This window comes from Actinomadura chokoriensis, assembly GCF_041463665.1.
In the GTDB taxonomy this organism is placed as follows: Bacteria; Actinomycetota; Actinomycetes; order Streptosporangiales; family Streptosporangiaceae; genus Spirillospora; species Spirillospora chokoriensis_A.
The window spans coordinates 281,630-296,920 of sequence record NZ_JAXCEJ010000005.1; the positions used below are offsets into that span (position 1 = coordinate 281,630).

Consider the following 15,291-nt stretch of genomic DNA (forward strand, 5'->3'; position numbering starts at 1 on the left):
ACCCGAGGACTTTCTCGCATGCTCGTCGAGCGCGCGCCCGCCAGGTGGGAGGACATTTTCGAGACAGTGGACCGATGTCCGGTCGAAGGCCATGCCTACTAGGCGTTGAAGATGCCTAGTTCATGCCTAGCCGGCGCATGGTAAATGCCTGTTGATTTCTGGTCGCGTGTTCCGATGAGATCTTCGCCATGAAATCTAGGAGCCGCCGCGCGGCCTTCTCCCCTGATCGATCGCGAGGGTCCGGACGAGGCGGGGCGGTAACATCTCGTCGGCCGGGTTCATCGTTACTCACGGGTTCGGCGCGGGTTCGTCCGGCCGTCCGTCCGCTGGGTGCCGGCCTGGCCGGCCTGCTCCTTCTCTCGGTCGCCGCCTGCGGCACATCGTCAGAACAGAATGCGAACGGCCTGGAGAAGTCTCATATCTCGGTCGGCATACTTCCGATTCCAGATGCCGCACCGCTGTTCATCGCGATGAAGAAGGGATTCTTCCGCGAAGAAGGACTGACCGTGAAGACCGAGGTGCTGCAGTCCAGCTCCTTCGCGGTGCCCAAGTTGCGCTCGGGCGCCCTGGACATCTCCTTGGACAACTATGTCGCCTCGTTCGCCGCCGATGACCAGGGCGCGGCGCACTGGCAGCTCATCGCCGACTCCTACCAGGCCGGCAAAGGCGCCTTTGTGGTGATGGTGGGCCCGAAGTCGTCAATCCGCGACCCCAAGGACCTGAAGGGGAAGAAGATAGCGATTCCCTCGCTGCACTCGGTGGGGCAGCTGATGATCACTTCGACGCTCGACACCCGTGCGATCAAGCCGGATGCCGTGACATACGTCGAGATGCCCTTCCCGCAGATGCCGGCGGCCCTGGCGAAGGGGCAGGTGGACGCCGTCTGGACGCCGGATCCGTTCATCTCCTCGATGCAGAAGTCCATGGGGGCGCGCACCGTCCTGGACACCGCCGACCCCGGCGGCCCGACCAGCGACTTCCCCATGTCGGGCTGGGGGGTACTGGACGGCTACACGCGGAAGAATCCCAAGACCGTCGCGGCGTTCCAGCGGGCCATCGGTAAGGCGCAGCAACTGGCGGCCGGCGACCGGGGAGTGGTCACCAAGATACTTCCCACCTACGTCAAGGGCATCCGGCCCGACAGCGCGGAGCTGATCACGCTGGGCACCTATCCCACCTCGCTCAGCCCGATCCGGCTGCAGCGAGTGGCGGACCTGATGTTGCGGTACGGGTACGTCAAGAAGCAGGTGGACGTCAAGCCGATGATCGTGCCGCCGCCGCCGGCGAAGTGATCGGGATACATCGTGTGGCCCGCCGCTGGGTGTCCGGAGCGGCGGGCATCGCCGTCCTCCTGGCGGCCGCCGAAACCGCCGGACGCACCGGGCTGGTGGACCGGTCGGTCCTCCCCCTGACGTCCGCGGTGCTCGCCCGCGCCGCCGGCCTGGCGGGTGATCTCGAATTCCTGCGCGCCGCCGCGGTCACGGTGGGCATGTGGGCCGCCGGGGTGTCCATCGCCGCCGCCCTGGCGGTCCCGGCGGGCCTGGCCCTCGGCAGCCTGCCCAGGCTGGAGGCGGCGAGCCGTCCGATCACGGAGGTCCTGCGGCCGATCCCGGCGGTGGCCCTGATCCCGATCGCCCTGCTGATCTTCGGCGACGACATCCGGATGACCGTGGCGGTCATCGCCTTCGCCGCTTGCTGGCCCGTCCTGATCCACACCATGTACGGCCTGCACGACGTCGATCCGCTGGCCACCGACACCCTGCGCGCTTTCGGCTTCGGCCGCCTGACGGTCGTCTGGCGGGTCGCCCTGCCCAGCGCGGCGCCCTTCATCTTCACCGGCGTCCGGGTGGCCGCCGGCATCGGCCTGATCGTGGCGATCAGCGCCGAGTTGTTCGCCGGCGGCGGCAGCGGGATCGGCACCTGGCTCATCTCGCTCAACAGCGGTGTCGACCAGACGGACGTGGTGCTGGCGACGATCGTCTGGACGGGGGGCCTCAGCATCGCCGTCGACGGCCTGCTGACGTTGGTCAAGCGGCGGCTGTTCCGATGGCATGAGGAGACCGGCGCCGGATGACGGGTCATGCCGACACGCCGAGGGGAAGCCGCCTTTCGGGCGTCCTGCGGGCCGGGGGCGAGCGGTCGGCGCCGATCGCCGCGGCGGTCATCGGCTGGGAGCTGGTCGCACGCCTGATCGGCGACATCTACTTCCCGCCGCCCTCGCGGATCGTCGAGCGGCTCCGGCAGCTGTGGTTCTCGGGACCGCCCGGCCGGGCCTGGCTCACCGACCAGGCGATCGACAACATCCCGCCGAGCCTGGCTCGGCTGCTGGGCGCCTGGCTGCTGGCCGCGGTCTGCGGCGTCGCGGTCGGCATCCTCCTCGGGCGCCTCCGACTCCTCGCCGACTGCCTGGAACCGGCCGTCCACTTCGCCCGCGCCGTCCCGCCCCCGGCGATGCTGCCGATCTGGCTCGCCCTCCTGCACATCGGCAGCCCGATGCAGGTCGCCACGATCGTCTTCGGGGTGGTCTGGCCCGTCCTGCTGGCCGCCGCCGAAGGCGCCCGCTCGGTGACGCCGGAGCAGGAGGCCGCCGCACGGGTGTTCCGGCTGACCGCGTACCAGCGGCTGACCAGCGTCGTCCTGCCCGCCGCCCTGCCGAAGATCTTCGCCGGCCTGCGGCTGAGCCTGTCGTTGTCGCTGATCCTCATGGTCGTCTCCGAACTGATGGGCGGCGCCACCGACGGGATCGGCTTCACCCTGCTCCTGACCCCCCAGCGCACCTACGACATCCCCGCCATGTGGGCCGGGATCGTCGTCGTGGGCGCGTTGGGGTTCGTCCTCAACACCGCCCTGCTCGCAGTGGAACGCCGCGTCCTGGCCCCACACGGCCTGGCCCGGCTCGAGAACCGAGCCGCACGCCGGCCCGACCGCCGATCCCTCTCATAAACAGGAGTCCGACATGGCCCTAATGGCCCCGAATCCTTCGTCCCAGCCGCCGTTGTGGGTCACGAGCGGCGACCCCCGGGCGGCGGTGTGGAAGATGGTCCAGGGCGTCTATCGGTTCAGCGCGCTCTACGCCATGGCCCGGCTCGACCTGGCCGGCTGGCTGAGCGACGGCCCCCGCACCGCCGCGGAGCTCGCGTCGAGTTGCGGAGCCCGGCAGGACCAGCTCACCCGCCTGCTGCGCGCCCTGACCGCCATGGGTTTCCTCGAAGCCGCCGACGACACCTTCGCGCTGACCGAGTACGGGGCCACGCTGAACTCCCGCCTCCCCGACTCCATGCGGTGGGCGGTCCTCTCAGCCGGAGAACCGGGATCATGGAACGCCATGACCGGGGTGACCGAAGCAGTCCGCACCGGTGTGGCCCCCTTCCCCGAAGCGTACGGATCGATGTACGGATACCTCGAGCGCAACCCCGAGGCCGGGCACGATTTCGACGCTTTCATGGCGTCCCGCTCCAAGGACGCCGCGGCTGCACTGGCGCGGCAGTACGACTTCAGCGGTATCCGGACGGTCACCGATGTCGGTGGCGGGGTCGGCCTCGTACTGGCCACCCTGATGACCGCGCATCCCGCGTTGCAGGGCACCGTCTTCGACCTCAAGGAGGTCGCGCAGAGGGCTGAGCAGTTCCTCGCGGTCCGGAATCTGACGGACCGGTGCCAATTCGTCGCGGGCGACTACTTCGACTCGGTGCCCGAGGGGTCCGACCTGTACCTGCTGGCCAGCATCGTCCACAACCACGGCCGCGAGGACGCCATAAGGGTTCTCCGCCAGGTACGCGCCGCCATGCGTCCAGACAGCCGGCTCCTAGCGCTCGACGTGCTGCTTCCCCAGGACGGCCGTCCCCATTTCGGTTTCGACTTGGACATACGCATGATGGCGGTCTTCAACGGCGGCCAGGAACGCGACCAGGTCGAATACGCGGCCCTCCTGAGCGAGGCCGACCTGCGCGTCACCCGGGTAGAAGCCCTCCCCCCGACCCCGCTGAGCATGATCGAAGCCACCCCCACCTTCTGATCGCCCGATCACGGGGCAACAAGGCTTTGGCGTCGTGAGTCGAGGCCGGTCAGGACCGGGGCGGCTGGTGTGGCTCGTCCAGGGCCTCCACCTTCCGGGCGATGTGTTCCAGGGCGGTGAGGTCTTCCGGGGTGAGCCGGTCGATGAAGTGGTGCCGCACCGATTCCAGGTGTGCGGGGGCGGCGTCGACCAGAGTGTCCAGGCCGTGCTCGGTGAGGACGAGGAGGCAGCCCCTTCCATCGGCCGGGTCGGGTGCGCGCCGGACGAGGCCGCGCGCCTCCATGCGGGTGGCGTGCCGGGAGAGTCGGCTGCGCGACCAGCCCATCTTCGCGGCCTGCTCGTGCAGGGTGCCGGCGTGGTCCGGCCGTTCCGACAGCGTGCTGAGCACCTCGTAGTCGGGCTCGGAGAGGCCGGCCCGGGACAGGTCGCGCGCGGTGCCGGTCTGGACGGCGATCACCATGCGGTTGAAGGCCCGCCACGCCCGTTCCTCGTCCGGGGTCAGCCAGCGCACGGGCTCGTCCGAAGGTTTCTTTGACATGTAAATAATCTATCGGCTACGTTCATTTACATGTCAATGAAACAGATGCGCGTCCTCGTGCTGGTGTGCAGCACCCGTCCCGGCGCACTCGGCCCCGCGGTGGGGGCATGGCTGACCGAGACGATCACGCCTCGCGCCACCGAACTCGGCGCCGAAGTGGTGCCGCTGCACCTCGCCGACCTCGGCCTCCCCTTCCTCGACGAGGAGGAGCATCCGTCGTCGGGCGTGTACCGGAACGAGCACACGCGACGGTGGAGCGCGATCGTGGACGCGGCGGACGGCTTCATCGTCGTGACGCCCGAGTACAACTACGGGATGCCGGCGTCCCTGAAGAACGCGCTGGACTACCTTTCCCGCGAGTGGGCGTGGAAGCCGGTCGGGTTCGTCAGCTACGGCAACACCTCGGCGGGCACGAGGGCCGCGCAGCACGCCAAGCAGGTGGTGACCACGCTGCGCCTGGTGCCGCTGGGCTCCACGGTCGCGCTCCGCATCGCCGACGTCGTGCGCGACGAGGAGGTGCGGCCCGCCGCCGCTGCGAGAGAGGCCGCGATCGATGTCCTGGACGAGCTGGTCCGGGTCGCGCACGCGCTCCGGCCGATGCGCGAGCGGGCACGGCCCGACGCGTCGACCGGGCCCGAGCCAGGGTCCTATCTGCGGCGGTTGACGCCGGACGACGCCGCCGAGGTGACCGTCCTGCAGCGGTGCTGCTGGGTGGACGAGGGCCTCGCCAACGACCCCCTGACCGTCCCCGCGCTGCACGAGTCGGTGGAGCAGGTACGTGACTGGCTCGCGGCCTGGCACGCGATCGGACTGTGGCGGGACGGCCGGCTCCTCGGCATGGTGCGGACCCGCCGCGACGACGCCGAGTGGCACGTGGGACGGCTCGGCGTCGTCCCCGACCTGCGGGGGCGTGGCCTGGGACGCTGGCTGCTCCAGACGGCGGAGGCCGCCGCCGACCCGGCCTGCCGTCGCATCGTGCTGTCCACTGGAGCGAACAGCCGTTCCAACATCGCGCTCTACCAGAGTGAGGGATACCTGCCGGCGCCCCTCCCCGGCGAGGACGGCACCATCCGCCTCACCAAGAAGCCCCTCCGCACTGGTTGAGCGGCCCCCGTGCGGCCCCGGGCCACGAGCCGCGGCCGCCGAGGAGGAGCTCCCGCTCACGCTCGCAACGTGCGGCGTTAGGCGTCGTGCCCGGCGACGAACATTCACCCCCTTTGGGGACGGGCCCGGCGCGGGTAGGGGCATGTCACGGAATCGGTCGCCGGCTCGTCTGCACTGTTGGCGACCGGCGTCGGCGAGGGCCTCTGGCTGCGATGGCCGTTCCAGCCCACATCGATCGACCATGAGGCGACGCCAAGGAGGTAATGACGGCGATGTACACGACACTCCATTACGAACGTCGAGGTCACGTCGGCACAGTGACGTTGGCCCGGCCCGGCAAGCGGAATGCGCAGAACCCGCAGATGTGGCGGGAACTCGTCGACCTCGGCCAGGAATTGCTCGCGGACGAGACACTGCGATGCCTGGTGGTGACCGGCGAAGGGCCCTCGTTCTCGGCCGGCATCGACCTCCAGGAGGGGATGGGCGAGTTGATCGGGGATTGGGCCGATCGGCCGCCCGAACGTGACCGTTTCCTCGCCCTCGGCATGACGGTCGCTTCGACCTTCGAGTGGATACCCCGGCTGCGCTGCCCGAGCATCGCCGCAGTGCGCGGTCACGCCTACGGCGCCGGATTCCAGTTGGCCCTCGCCTGCGACTTCCGCGTCTTCGCCGAGGGGGCTCGTGTCGCTCTCACCGAGACCCGGTTCGGCCTGCTACCCGACATGGGCGCCACGTTCCGGCTGGCGCCCCTGGTGGGGGAGGCCCGAGCGCGGGAATTGATACTCCTCGGCGAGGTCGTGGACCACGATGAGGCCCTCCGCATCGGATTGGCCAATCAGGTCGTGGCGGAGGACGAACTCGACGTCGCGGCGCAGCGGCTCGCCATGCGTCTGGTGGCCCAGCCGCCACTGGCGGTGAGCGGAGCGAGGCGCGCCATGGACGCCGCCCGACGCCACGACGGCGAGGCGAGCCTGCGGGCCGCTGTGGAAGAACAGGCCCGGTGCATCGTCTCGGAGGACTTCAAGGAGGCACGGCAAGCGATCGCCGAAGGACGTCCACCGGAGTGGCGCGGACGCTGAGCGAGGATTCCGAATCCAACGATCACTGGAACGACGCGGAGGGTCAGCACGGTCGGGGTGACCGTCATCAGCGGCGTCACGACCCCGTCGATCAGTCGCGCGGCGGCTCGGCGCCACGTCGCCGCCAAGACCCGCACCGGTCGTCCGTCCTCGGCGGCGGGCTCGCCCGGTGTCCCCGATGGGACGAACACGGGTCGGACGGGGGTTTCCTCGGTCACGGTCGCACCAGCGGGAGCCGACGCGCCCTGGCCCGGTCGAGTTCGGCGATCTCCCGCTCACGATGAGCGCCGATCTTGGTGTTCCGGACCTTGTCGTGGATATGGACGATGGGGTCCAGGAGCATCTCCGGGCGCGGCGGGCAGCTGGCAGGTAGACGTCCACCGGGACGAGGTGGTCGACGCCCTGCACGATCGCGGCCCCCGGCGCCGGTTTCCTATGTACGGCCGCCGCAGGCCGACAAGGACCCGCTCGCCCCTCTCGTCGGCGCGATCCAGAGGAGGGATTTTTGGGGAGGCGATCCGCGTCTCCTCAATCAGCTCCCGGTCGCTCAAGCGCGGGTCTGGCGGAAGGTCGCCCGGTAGTCGCTGGGGCGTCGGCCGGTGTGCTTGGCGAAGAGCGCCGCGAAGGTTCCGGGATCGCGGTACCCGACCGTGGCGGAGATGGCGGCGATCGTCCGGTCCGTGGTCTCCAGGAGGTGGCGGGCGCGGCGGACGCGGGACGACCGCAGGTACTCCAGCGGGCTCTGCCCCGTCTCCTGGGAGAAGCGCCGCAGCAGCGTACGGGTGCTGATGTTGAAGGCGTCCGCCAGGTCGGCGAGGTCGTACCGGACGGCGAGGTTCTGGTCGAGCCGGCGCATGACCCTGCGGGAGAACTCGTTCCCGGCCTGCGGGAGAAGCCGGGAGTCGACGTAGGGGGCCTGGGACGAGCGCGCGTCGTCCACGAGCGCCACCCGCGCGGTCGCCCGGGCCACGCCGGGGCCGCTGTGCCGGCGGATCAGGCCCAGCGCGAAGTCGTACATGGCGCTGAACGCCGCCGTCGTCGTCACCCCCGTGTCGGTGACGACGAGCTGTTCGGGCCGGACGTCGGCCTCCGGGCTGCGCCGGGCCAGCTCGCCGGCGAAGAGCCAGGCCGTCGTGGCGCGGCGCTGGTCGAGGAGTCCGGCCTCGCCCAGCAGGAACGCGCCGACGCAGATCGAGACGACGGCGGCGCCGGTGGCGGCGTGCGCGCGGATCGCCGCGATCTCCATGGCCAGCGACGCCAGCCGGGCGTCCACGTCCAGGCCCGGCCCGAGTTCGAATCCCGGCACGACGAGGACGTCGACCTCCCGCATCGGCGCGACGGCCAGCGCCACCCCGCCGGACGCGACGACGCGGCGGCGGGGCGAGACGATCGACACCTCGTACCCGGGGCCCGACGGCCCGGCGACATGCGCGGCCATCGTCAGGAGATCGGGGACGCCGAACACCTCGGACGCGAAGCAGCCCGGATACGCCAGCACGCCGACCCGCAATGCGCCCATACCCGCCTCCCTTCGATGGCGAGATTACCCCTGTATCTGGCGATCTGGCCGCTCGCTGGCCGCGCGCGCCCCGGTGCAGGCTCGTGACCATGACCGATATCAGGGAGCGTCGGGATGACGCGATCGCGGATTTCTCTCCTCGGCGGGTGGACGTGGACGGGGTGGTGAAGACCGTCTACGTCGCGGGTAACGGCCCGGCCGTCGTGGTGATGCCGGAGATGCCCGGCATCAGCCCGGACGTCCTTCGCCTGGCACGGTGGGTGCGGGACGCGGGGTTCACCGTCTACGTCCCGTCCCTCTTCGGCACGGACGGCGCGTACCCCACGGCCGAGAGCGGCGAGAAGGTGATCCGCCGGGCGTGCGTCAGCGCCGAGTTCCGGGCGTTCGCCGGGGGCGGCACCAGCCCCGTCACGGTGTGGCTGCGCGGGCTCGCGCGCCAGGCCCACGCCCAATGCGGAGGCCCGGGGGTCGGCGCCATCGGGCTCTGCTTCACCGGCAACTTCGCCCTCACGATGGCGCTCGAGCCCGCCGTGATCGCGCCGGTCGTCAACCATCCGTCGCTGCCGCTGGACGATCCGGCCGGTCTGGAGATCGGCGACGAGGACGCCCTCGCCGTCCGCGACCGCATCCTGCGGGACGGCCTGAAAGTGCTCTCCTTCCGCTTCGACAACGACCGCTGGTGCACCGGCCAGCGCTTCGCCGCCTACCAGGCGCTCCTTGGGGACGCCTTCGACGGCCGCGTCCTCTCGGGCTCGTCCGCGAACACCGATCCGCCTCCTTTCTTCCGGGACGTGGTCGCGACCCCGCACAGCGTCGTCACCGCCCACCTCGTCGATGAGGAAGGGCATCCCACGGTGAAGGCGAGGGACGAGATCATCGCCTACCTGTCCGAACGCCTGCACCCTTGACGGGCGCGTTAGGCAGGCCCTGGGCGGCCGTGCGTCCGGCGCTGTGAAGCCGGGCCTGCATGTGCGCACGAAGGACATGGCCGCGGTGAGCACCGTGTACGGGACCGAAGGGCAGCCGGTCTGCGTCGGCGGCCATGCCACGCCGTACTGGCCGGACGGCGGCCCCGGCATCGGCTTCTACGCGGGCGTGGGGGCGGCGCCCGCCGCTCGCACCGAGTACTACTCGCCCGGCATCACGTGGAACATCGACTGGATGAACAGCAGGCCGGACTGCGGCTTCGACTGGGAAACGACGGAGGTCTGGTCACGAGACGAGCGCTTCGCCAAGGCGGGCCGGTACGACCGCCGCCTCACCCCCGCCCCGTTCGGTCCCCGCAGCGGACTCGTCATCTGGGGCGAGCATGACGGCGGCGAGCCGGCGCTGTCGATCGGGATGCATTCGACGGACATGGGCGTGAGTTACATGTCCGAGCCCTCCATGGCGACCGGAACGCCGGTCCTGCGTGACGCGAGCGGAAAGACCGTCTACACCTATGACCAGCCGGGCGCCGTCCGGCTTCGGCGCCTGCCGAGGGTCGGGAACCACCTCCTCTGGAGGGTGCAACCCGCCGGTGTATGCCGTCGGCGAACGTAGTCTCTCGGAACGGTGAGTCCAGAGTGGCCGAGCAAGCCCTTCCACCTCTAGTCACTCTAAGTAACACTTCAACTCCGAAGGGGCGTCGCGGGCGGCGGCGCGACACCGAGAACGCCGAGTCGTCTTCTTGCCGTCTCTGTGCTGTGCCGCTCCGGCGGCCCGGCCGCGGGAAGTCCGGACGAGCCTGAGGAGGAAGATGTGCATCTGACCCATCATGAGCAGGAGCGCTTGATGATCCATGTGGCCGCCGACGTGGCGGCCAAGCGCCGCGCCCGGGGGCTCCGGCTGAACTACCCCGAAGTGGTGGCGCTGCTGACCGCGCACGTGCTCGAGGGCGCCAGGGACGGCAAGACGGTCCGCGAACTGATGGCCTCGGGACGCGGTGTGCTCACCCGCCGAGAGGTGATGCAGGGCGTCCCCGAGATGATCGAGACGATCCAGGTGGAGGCGACCTTCCCGGACGGCACCAAGCTGGTGACCATCGCCGACCCCATCCCCGCGCGGCCCGACGTCGCCGCGCCCGGGCAGGTCGAGCACCCCGGCCAGGCCGAGCCGGTGAAGGTCAACGAAGGGCTGCCGGTGACACGGGTCGAGGTCCGCAACACCGGGGACCGCGCGGTGCAGGTCGGCTCCCACTACCACTTCTACGAGGTGAACCCGGCGCTGGAGATCCGGCCGGTGCCGGCGTCGGACGCGGAGCCCGACCGGGAGTGCGCGTACGGTCGGCGCCTGAACATTCCCGCGGGCAAGTCGCGGCGCTTCGAGACCGCCTGCCGCGTCGAGGTCGATCTGGTTCCTCTGCAGGGGGAGCGGAAGGTCATGGGGCTGCGCGGGCTGGTCGGCGGCGAACTGCATGACTGAGCCCGAGGTGTGCCGCCCCCGTCTCGAGCGCGCCGAATACGCCGACCTGTACGGACCGACCGCCGGCGACCGGATCCGGCTCGCCGACACCGACCTGTGGATAGAGATCACCGAGGACTGGGCGGGCGGCCCGGGACACAGCGGTGACGAGATGGTGTTCGGCGGCGGCAAGGTGATCCGCGAGTCGATGGGCCAGTCCTGCGCGTCGCGCGCCGAGAACGCTCCGGACACGGTCATCACCGGGGTGGTGATCCTGGACCACTGGGGCGTCGTCAAGGCGGACGTCGCGCTGCGGGACGGCGACATCGTCGCCGTGGGCAGGGCCTACAACCCCGAGACCATGAACCGGCGTCACGACGACCAGGCGATCGCCACCGACATCGAGATCGGCCCGGAGACCGAGATCATCGCCGGCAACGGCAAGGTCCTCACCGCGGGCGGGGTGGACACCCATGTCCATTTCATCTGTCCCGAGCAGCTCGACGAGGCGCTCGGCTCGGGCGTGACGACGCTCATCGGCGGCGGTACGGGTCCCGCCGAGGGCAGCAAGGCCACCACCGTCACGTCGGGTTCCTGGCACATCACCGCGCTGCTGGAGGCGCTGGACGGCTCCGCGGTCAACATCGGGCTGCTCGGCCAGGGCGCCACGATGTCCCGGGTGTCCATGGAACACCAGCTCCGCGCGGGCGTCATCGGGTTCAAGGTGCACGAGGACTGGGGCGCCACCCCCGCCGTCATCGACGCCTGCCTGCGGGTGTGCGAGGAATCCGGCGCGCAACTGGCCATCCACGCCGACACCCTCAACGAGGCCGGTTTCCTGGAGAGCACCCTGGAGGCCATCGGCGATCGCTGCATCCACGCCTTCCACGTGGAGGGCGCGGGCGGCGGCCACGCCCCGGACATGATCGAGATGGCGTCCCGGCGCAACGTGCTGCCCGCGTCCACCAATCCCACCCGGCCGCTGACGGTCAACACCATCACCGAGCACATGGACATGGTCATGGTCTGCCATCACCTCAACCCGAAGGTCACGGAAGACCTGGCCTTCGCCGATTCGCGGATCCGGCCGTCCACGATGGCGGCCGAAGACCTCCTGCACGACATGGGCGCCATCTCCATCATGTCCTCCGACGCCCAGGCGATGGGCCGCATCGGCGAGATGATCCTGCGGACCTGGCAGACCGCGCACGTGATGAAGCGGCAGCGCGGCTCGCTGGACGGCGACGGGCCTGCGGACAACCTGCGGGCCCGCCGATACGTCGCCAAATACACCATCAACCCCGCCATCGCCCAGGGCATCGCCCACAGGGTCGGCTCGGTGGAGACCGGCAAGCTCGCCGACCTGGTCCTGTGGGAGCCGGCGTTCTTCGGCGTCAAGCCGTACCTGGTCGTCAAGGGCGGGCAGATCGCCTACGCACAGGTCGGGGACGCCAACGCCGCCATTCCGACCCCGCAGCCGGTCCTTCCCCGCCGCATGTTCGGCGCGCTCGGGCACGCCCCGGGCGGGAACTCGGTCAACTTCGTCTCCGAACGGTTCGCCGGGGGCATCTCCGGGCTCCGGAAGTCCTTCGAGGCGATCACGAGTACCCGGGGCCTGACCAAGGCCGACATGCGCGAGAACGACGCCCTCCCCCGGATCGATGTCGACGCCGACAGCTTCACCGTGGTCATCGACGGCAGCGGGGGAACCGGCGAGCAGGACGACCGGAAGGGAGACGTCAACGTGGAGATCGGCGAGGATGCGGTCACGCCGGACTACCGCACCGAACTGCCCATGGCGCAGCGGTACTTCCTGTTCTGACCGGCCCTCACTTCCTGGAGCCATGATGAGTCCGGTGTCCCTGCTGATCCTCGGCGACGGCCGCTTCCCCTCCGGAGGGCACGCGCACTCCGGAGGGGCGGAGGCCGCCGTCGCGGCCGGACGCGTCCGCGACGCCGCGACCCTGGAGGACTTCTGCCGCGGTCGGCTGGTCACCGCCGGCCTGGTCGCGGCATCCCTGTCCGCCGCGGCGGCGGCCGGGTACGACCCGCTGATCCTGGACGACGCCGCCGACGCGCGCACACCCGCCCCGGCGCTGCGCCGGGCAGCGCGCAGGCTCGGCCGGCAGCTGATGCGCGCCGTCCGCGCCACCTGGCCCGGCTCCGAGCTGGAACACCTGGCGGCGGCACGCCCCGCCGGTGTCCACCAGCCCGTCGTACTCGGCCTCGCCGCACGCAGCGCCGGACTGGCGCCGCAGAGCGCCGCCCTGGCCGCCGCCTACGACAGCGTTTGCGGCCCGGTGACCGCCGCGATAAGGCTGCTCGGCCTCGACCCCTTCGAGGCCACGGCCGTCACCGCCCGCCTCGGCGGCGACATGGAGCACGTCGCCGCCGAGGCCGCCGGCCAAGCCGCACGGCTGCCGGTGGACGGGGTGGACGCACTGCCCGCCGCGTCAGCGCCACTGCTCGACATCACCGCCGAAGAGCACGCGGCCTGGCCGGTACGCCTGTTCGCCAGCTGACCATCGACACCCGGAAGGCGTCATGCACCTGCACCGCACCGACCCGGTCATCAGCGACATCATCCCTCCCGCCGCAGCCCGATCCGGCGGCCGTCCACGCCCCCTGCGCATCGGCCTGGGCGGTCCGGTGGGCTCCGGCAAGACCGCCACCGTCGCCGCCCTGTGCAGGCGGCTGCGAGACACCGTGTCCATCGCGGTGGTGACCAACGACATCTACACCCGCGAAGACGCCGAAGCCCTGCTGCGCCAGGCGGTGCTGCCGCCCGAACGGATCACCGCCGTGGAGACCGGCGCCTGCCCGCACACCGCCATCCGCGACGACATCTCCGCCAACCTCGAAGCCGTCGAGGACCTGCAGGAACGAATCGGCTCCCTCGACCTCGTCCTGATCGAATCCGGCGGTGACAACCTCACCGCCACCTTCTCCAAGGGCCTGGTCGACCAGCAGATCTTCCTCATCGACGTCGCGGGCGGCGACGACATCCCCCGCAAGGGCGGCCCCGGCGTCACCAACGCCGACCTCCTGGTCATCAACAAGGCGGACCTCGCCCCGCATGTCGGCGCCGATCTCGCCGCCATGGAACGCGACGCCAGGTCCGTACGCGGCTCCCTGCCCGTTGTCCTCACCAGCGTCAAAGCCGACCATGGCATCGACCCCATCGCAGACTGGGTCCGCGGGCGCATCGCCGAGCAGGCCGCGGCCCGGGCATGAGCGCGGCGCCGTCCCTCCAGCGTGCGCCGCACACCACAGATGCCGCGCCCACCCCCTACAGGCTGCATGCCACCGCCCGCATCAGAGCGGAGGCCGCAGACGGAGTCACCGATCTGCCGGTGCTCCACGGCGACGGCCCATTCGTTCTCCGCCGGCTCCGTCCGCGCGGCTCCCAGGCGCGCATCTGCGCCCTGAACACCATGAGCGCCCCGCACAACGGCGACCGCCTCCGCATCGAGGCCGTCGTCGGGCCGGGAGCCGACCTGCACGTCATCTCCGCCGCCGCCACGGTCGCACTGCCCGGGCCCGCCCCCGGACACGCCACCCACGACGTGGCCCTGCGCTTGGCGGACTCCGCGCGACTGCACTGGCTGCCCGAACCCGTCATCTCCGCCGCCGGAAGCGACCTGCGCCAGCACATCCGCATCGACCTCGCCTGCACCGCCCGGCTCGTCCTCGCCGAGCAGCAGATCCTCGGCCGCGCGCACGAGCCGACAGGCCGGATGACCAGCCGCATCACCGTCCGTCGCGGCGAACGAACACTGCTGGATCAGCAGAGCGCTTACGGCCCCGGCGTCCCCGGCTGGGACGGCCCCGCCGTGCTGGCCGGCAACCGCGCCGTCGGCCAACTCCTCGTCGTCGACCCTTCGTACCGAGACCGTCCGCCTGACACACGGATCCTCGACACCCCGGCGCACGTACACGGCGTCATCACCCCGCTCGCCGGGCCCGGCGTCCTTGTCACCGCCGCGGCCCCGGACGCCGGCGACCTCCGCCGCTGTCTCGACGCCGCACTCCACCACCTCGGCTTCCGCACCGACTGAACCGCCTACGGGGTGGTGCGGTCACCGTAGTGCAGCCACAGCGCGTTCAGGACACGACCGTCAGTGGCTTCCTTTGACGGGGGCCCGCCTGGCGCGGGGCGGCCCGGCGGGGGTTCAGTACTTGTGCCGGCCGGGGGGTCGTTGCCGGAGTTGGCGGTGCCGACGGGGCCGATCCACGTGAGGTCGGGAAGGTTCACCACGATCACCTCCTGGGTGGTGCGCTCGATGACCACGACGGCCTCGTCCTCGGGGTCTGCCGGGCCAGCGCCATCGCGATCCAGGCGCGCTGCCGCTGCCCGCCGGACAGCTCGTCCAGCGCCGTGTCGGCGAGGTCGAGGACGCCGGTGGCCCGCATCGCCTCCTCGACGATTCCGCGTCCTCGGGGCTCCAGCCCCGGTACCAGGGCTGGTGCGGCTGGCGGCCGCGCGCGGCCAGGTCCCGGACGGTCATGCCCTCTGGTGCGACCGGTTCTGCGGCAGCATCGCCAGCCGGGTCGCGATCTGGCGCGGGCGCAGCGCGTCGATGCGCCCTCCCTCCAGCAGCACGTGCCCGCCGGACGGGGCAGCAGCCGGGCGAGGACCTTGAGCAAGGTCGAC

Annotated in this window: 16 protein-coding genes and 1 pseudogene; 13 read left to right on the forward strand and 4 right to left on the reverse strand. The window is 70.9% G+C overall.

All coding sequences use genetic code 11. From position 1 onward, the window contains the following. Positions 1-188: 188 nt before the first annotated feature. From SM418_RS11835 to SM418_RS11850, 4 genes are read left to right on the forward strand one after another with little or no spacing between them, the layout of a single operon-like run. On the forward strand, positions 189-1,292 hold the full coding sequence (locus tag SM418_RS11835) for an ABC transporter substrate-binding protein (RefSeq protein ID WP_371940545.1): 1,104 nt from the start codon (positions 189-191) through the stop codon (positions 1,290-1,292). Between the two features lie 14 nt (positions 1,293-1,306). Next, positions 1,307-2,074 carry an ABC transporter permease gene (locus tag SM418_RS11840; RefSeq protein ID WP_371940544.1) on the forward strand — a complete coding sequence of 256 codons (768 nt, stop codon included), beginning with the start codon at positions 1,307-1,309 and terminating at the stop codon, positions 2,072-2,074. Then, entirely contained in the window at positions 2,071-2,943 is an 873-nt protein-coding gene (locus SM418_RS11845) for an ABC transporter permease (RefSeq protein WP_371940543.1), read from the forward strand. The genes SM418_RS11840 and SM418_RS11845 overlap by 4 nt, the downstream gene beginning before the upstream one ends. Positions 2,944-2,956: 13 nt before the next feature. Further along, complete coding sequence (locus tag SM418_RS11850; RefSeq protein ID WP_371940542.1) at positions 2,957-4,015, forward strand: methyltransferase; 1,059 nt, start codon at positions 2,957-2,959, stop codon at positions 4,013-4,015. A 49-nt stretch (positions 4,016-4,064) separates the two neighbouring features. Here SM418_RS11850 and SM418_RS11855 read toward each other — a convergent pair whose 3' ends face one another. Continuing rightward, positions 4,065-4,553: a MarR family winged helix-turn-helix transcriptional regulator gene (locus SM418_RS11855; protein ID WP_371940541.1), complete on the reverse strand. Its 489-nt coding sequence runs from the start codon at positions 4,551-4,553 to the stop codon at positions 4,065-4,067. A gap of 30 nt (positions 4,554-4,583) precedes the next feature. On the opposite strand from SM418_RS11855, the gene SM418_RS11860 reads away from it, so the two are divergent. Further along, positions 4,584-5,657 carry a GNAT family N-acetyltransferase gene (locus SM418_RS11860; protein WP_371940540.1) on the forward strand — a complete coding sequence of 358 codons (1,074 nt, stop codon included), beginning with the start codon at positions 4,584-4,586 and terminating at the stop codon, positions 5,655-5,657. A gap of 272 nt (positions 5,658-5,929) precedes the next feature. Further along, positions 5,930-6,736 carry an enoyl-CoA hydratase/isomerase family protein gene (locus SM418_RS11865; RefSeq protein WP_371966066.1) on the forward strand — a complete coding sequence of 269 codons (807 nt, stop codon included), beginning with the start codon at positions 5,930-5,932 and terminating at the stop codon, positions 6,734-6,736. Between the two features lie 214 nt (positions 6,737-6,950). On the opposite strand, the pseudogene SM418_RS11870 reads toward SM418_RS11865, so the two are convergent. Together SM418_RS11870 and SM418_RS11875 are read right to left on the reverse strand one after the other, a co-directional pair. Continuing rightward, positions 6,951-7,150 (reverse strand): annotated as a pseudogene (locus tag SM418_RS11870) (NADH-quinone oxidoreductase subunit B); the annotation flags it as partial. Positions 7,151-7,283: 133 nt separating this feature from the next. Continuing rightward, positions 7,284-8,255 (reverse strand): GlxA family transcriptional regulator, encoded by a 972-nt coding sequence (locus tag SM418_RS11875; protein ID WP_371940538.1) that lies wholly within the window; start codon positions 8,253-8,255, stop codon positions 7,284-7,286. A gap of 89 nt (positions 8,256-8,344) precedes the next feature. Between SM418_RS11875 and SM418_RS11880 the strand changes: the two genes are divergently transcribed. From SM418_RS11880 to SM418_RS11910, 7 genes are all read left to right on the forward strand, one after another. Then, positions 8,345-9,163 (forward strand): dienelactone hydrolase family protein, encoded by an 819-nt coding sequence (locus SM418_RS11880; protein WP_371940537.1) that lies wholly within the window; start codon positions 8,345-8,347, stop codon positions 9,161-9,163. Positions 9,164-9,248: 85 nt separating this feature from the next. Beyond that, positions 9,249-9,797 (forward strand): hypothetical protein, encoded by a 549-nt coding sequence (locus SM418_RS11885; RefSeq protein WP_371940536.1) that lies wholly within the window; start codon positions 9,249-9,251, stop codon positions 9,795-9,797. A 198-nt stretch (positions 9,798-9,995) separates the two neighbouring features. After that, the gene (locus tag SM418_RS11890) at positions 9,996-10,658 is read left to right on the forward strand and encodes an urease subunit gamma (protein WP_371966067.1); all 663 of its coding nucleotides are present in this window, start codon (positions 9,996-9,998) and stop codon (positions 10,656-10,658) included. After that, positions 10,651-12,459 carry an urease subunit alpha gene (locus SM418_RS11895; RefSeq protein WP_371940534.1) on the forward strand — a complete coding sequence of 603 codons (1,809 nt, stop codon included), beginning with the start codon at positions 10,651-10,653 and terminating at the stop codon, positions 12,457-12,459. The genes SM418_RS11890 and SM418_RS11895 overlap by 8 nt, the downstream gene beginning before the upstream one ends. Positions 12,460-12,484: 25 nt before the next feature. Beyond that, positions 12,485-13,159 carry an urease accessory protein UreF gene (locus SM418_RS11900; RefSeq protein ID WP_371940833.1) on the forward strand — a complete coding sequence of 225 codons (675 nt, stop codon included), beginning with the start codon at positions 12,485-12,487 and terminating at the stop codon, positions 13,157-13,159. A 22-nt stretch (positions 13,160-13,181) separates the two neighbouring features. Next, the gene (gene ureG / locus SM418_RS11905; RefSeq protein ID WP_371940533.1) at positions 13,182-13,871 is read left to right on the forward strand and encodes an urease accessory protein UreG; all 690 of its coding nucleotides are present in this window, start codon (positions 13,182-13,184) and stop codon (positions 13,869-13,871) included. Then, positions 13,868-14,695: an urease accessory protein UreD gene (locus tag SM418_RS11910; protein ID WP_371940532.1), complete on the forward strand. Its 828-nt coding sequence runs from the start codon at positions 13,868-13,870 to the stop codon at positions 14,693-14,695. Before ureG ends, SM418_RS11910 begins: the two co-directional genes overlap by 4 nt. Positions 14,696-14,897: 202 nt before the next feature. Here SM418_RS11910 and SM418_RS11915 read toward each other — a convergent pair whose 3' ends face one another. Beyond that, on the reverse strand, positions 14,898-15,284 hold the full coding sequence (locus tag SM418_RS11915) for a hypothetical protein (RefSeq protein ID WP_371940531.1): 387 nt from the start codon (positions 15,282-15,284) through the stop codon (positions 14,898-14,900). Between the last annotated feature and the right edge of the window lie 7 nt (positions 15,285-15,291).

Bases quoted from the DNA above. Each gene is read 5' to 3' on its own strand.
- SM418_RS11835 (WP_371940545.1), top strand. From the start codon at position 189: ATGAAATCTAGGAGCCGCCGCGCGGCCTTCTCCCCTGATCGATCGCGA.
- SM418_RS11845 (WP_371940543.1), top strand. From the start codon at position 2,071: ATGACGGGTCATGCCGACACGCCGAGGGGAAGCCGCCTTTCGGGCGTC.
- SM418_RS11850 (WP_371940542.1), top strand. From the start codon at position 2,957: ATGGCCCTAATGGCCCCGAATCCTTCGTCCCAGCCGCCGTTGTGGGTC.
- SM418_RS11855 (WP_371940541.1), bottom strand. From the start codon at position 4,553: ATGTCAAAGAAACCTTCGGACGAGCCCGTGCGCTGGCTGACCCCGGAC.
- SM418_RS11860 (WP_371940540.1), top strand. From the start codon at position 4,584: ATGTCAATGAAACAGATGCGCGTCCTCGTGCTGGTGTGCAGCACCCGT.
- SM418_RS11865 (WP_371966066.1), top strand. From the start codon at position 5,930: ATGTACACGACACTCCATTACGAACGTCGAGGTCACGTCGGCACAGTG.
- SM418_RS11875 (WP_371940538.1), bottom strand. From the start codon at position 8,255: ATGGGCGCATTGCGGGTCGGCGTGCTGGCGTATCCGGGCTGCTTCGCG.
- SM418_RS11880 (WP_371940537.1), top strand. From the start codon at position 8,345: ATGACCGATATCAGGGAGCGTCGGGATGACGCGATCGCGGATTTCTCT.
- SM418_RS11895 (WP_371940534.1), top strand. From the start codon at position 10,651: ATGACTGAGCCCGAGGTGTGCCGCCCCCGTCTCGAGCGCGCCGAATAC.
- SM418_RS11900 (WP_371940833.1), top strand. From the start codon at position 12,485: ATGAGTCCGGTGTCCCTGCTGATCCTCGGCGACGGCCGCTTCCCCTCC.
- ureG (WP_371940533.1), top strand. From the start codon at position 13,182: ATGCACCTGCACCGCACCGACCCGGTCATCAGCGACATCATCCCTCCC.
- SM418_RS11910 (WP_371940532.1), top strand. From the start codon at position 13,868: ATGAGCGCGGCGCCGTCCCTCCAGCGTGCGCCGCACACCACAGATGCC.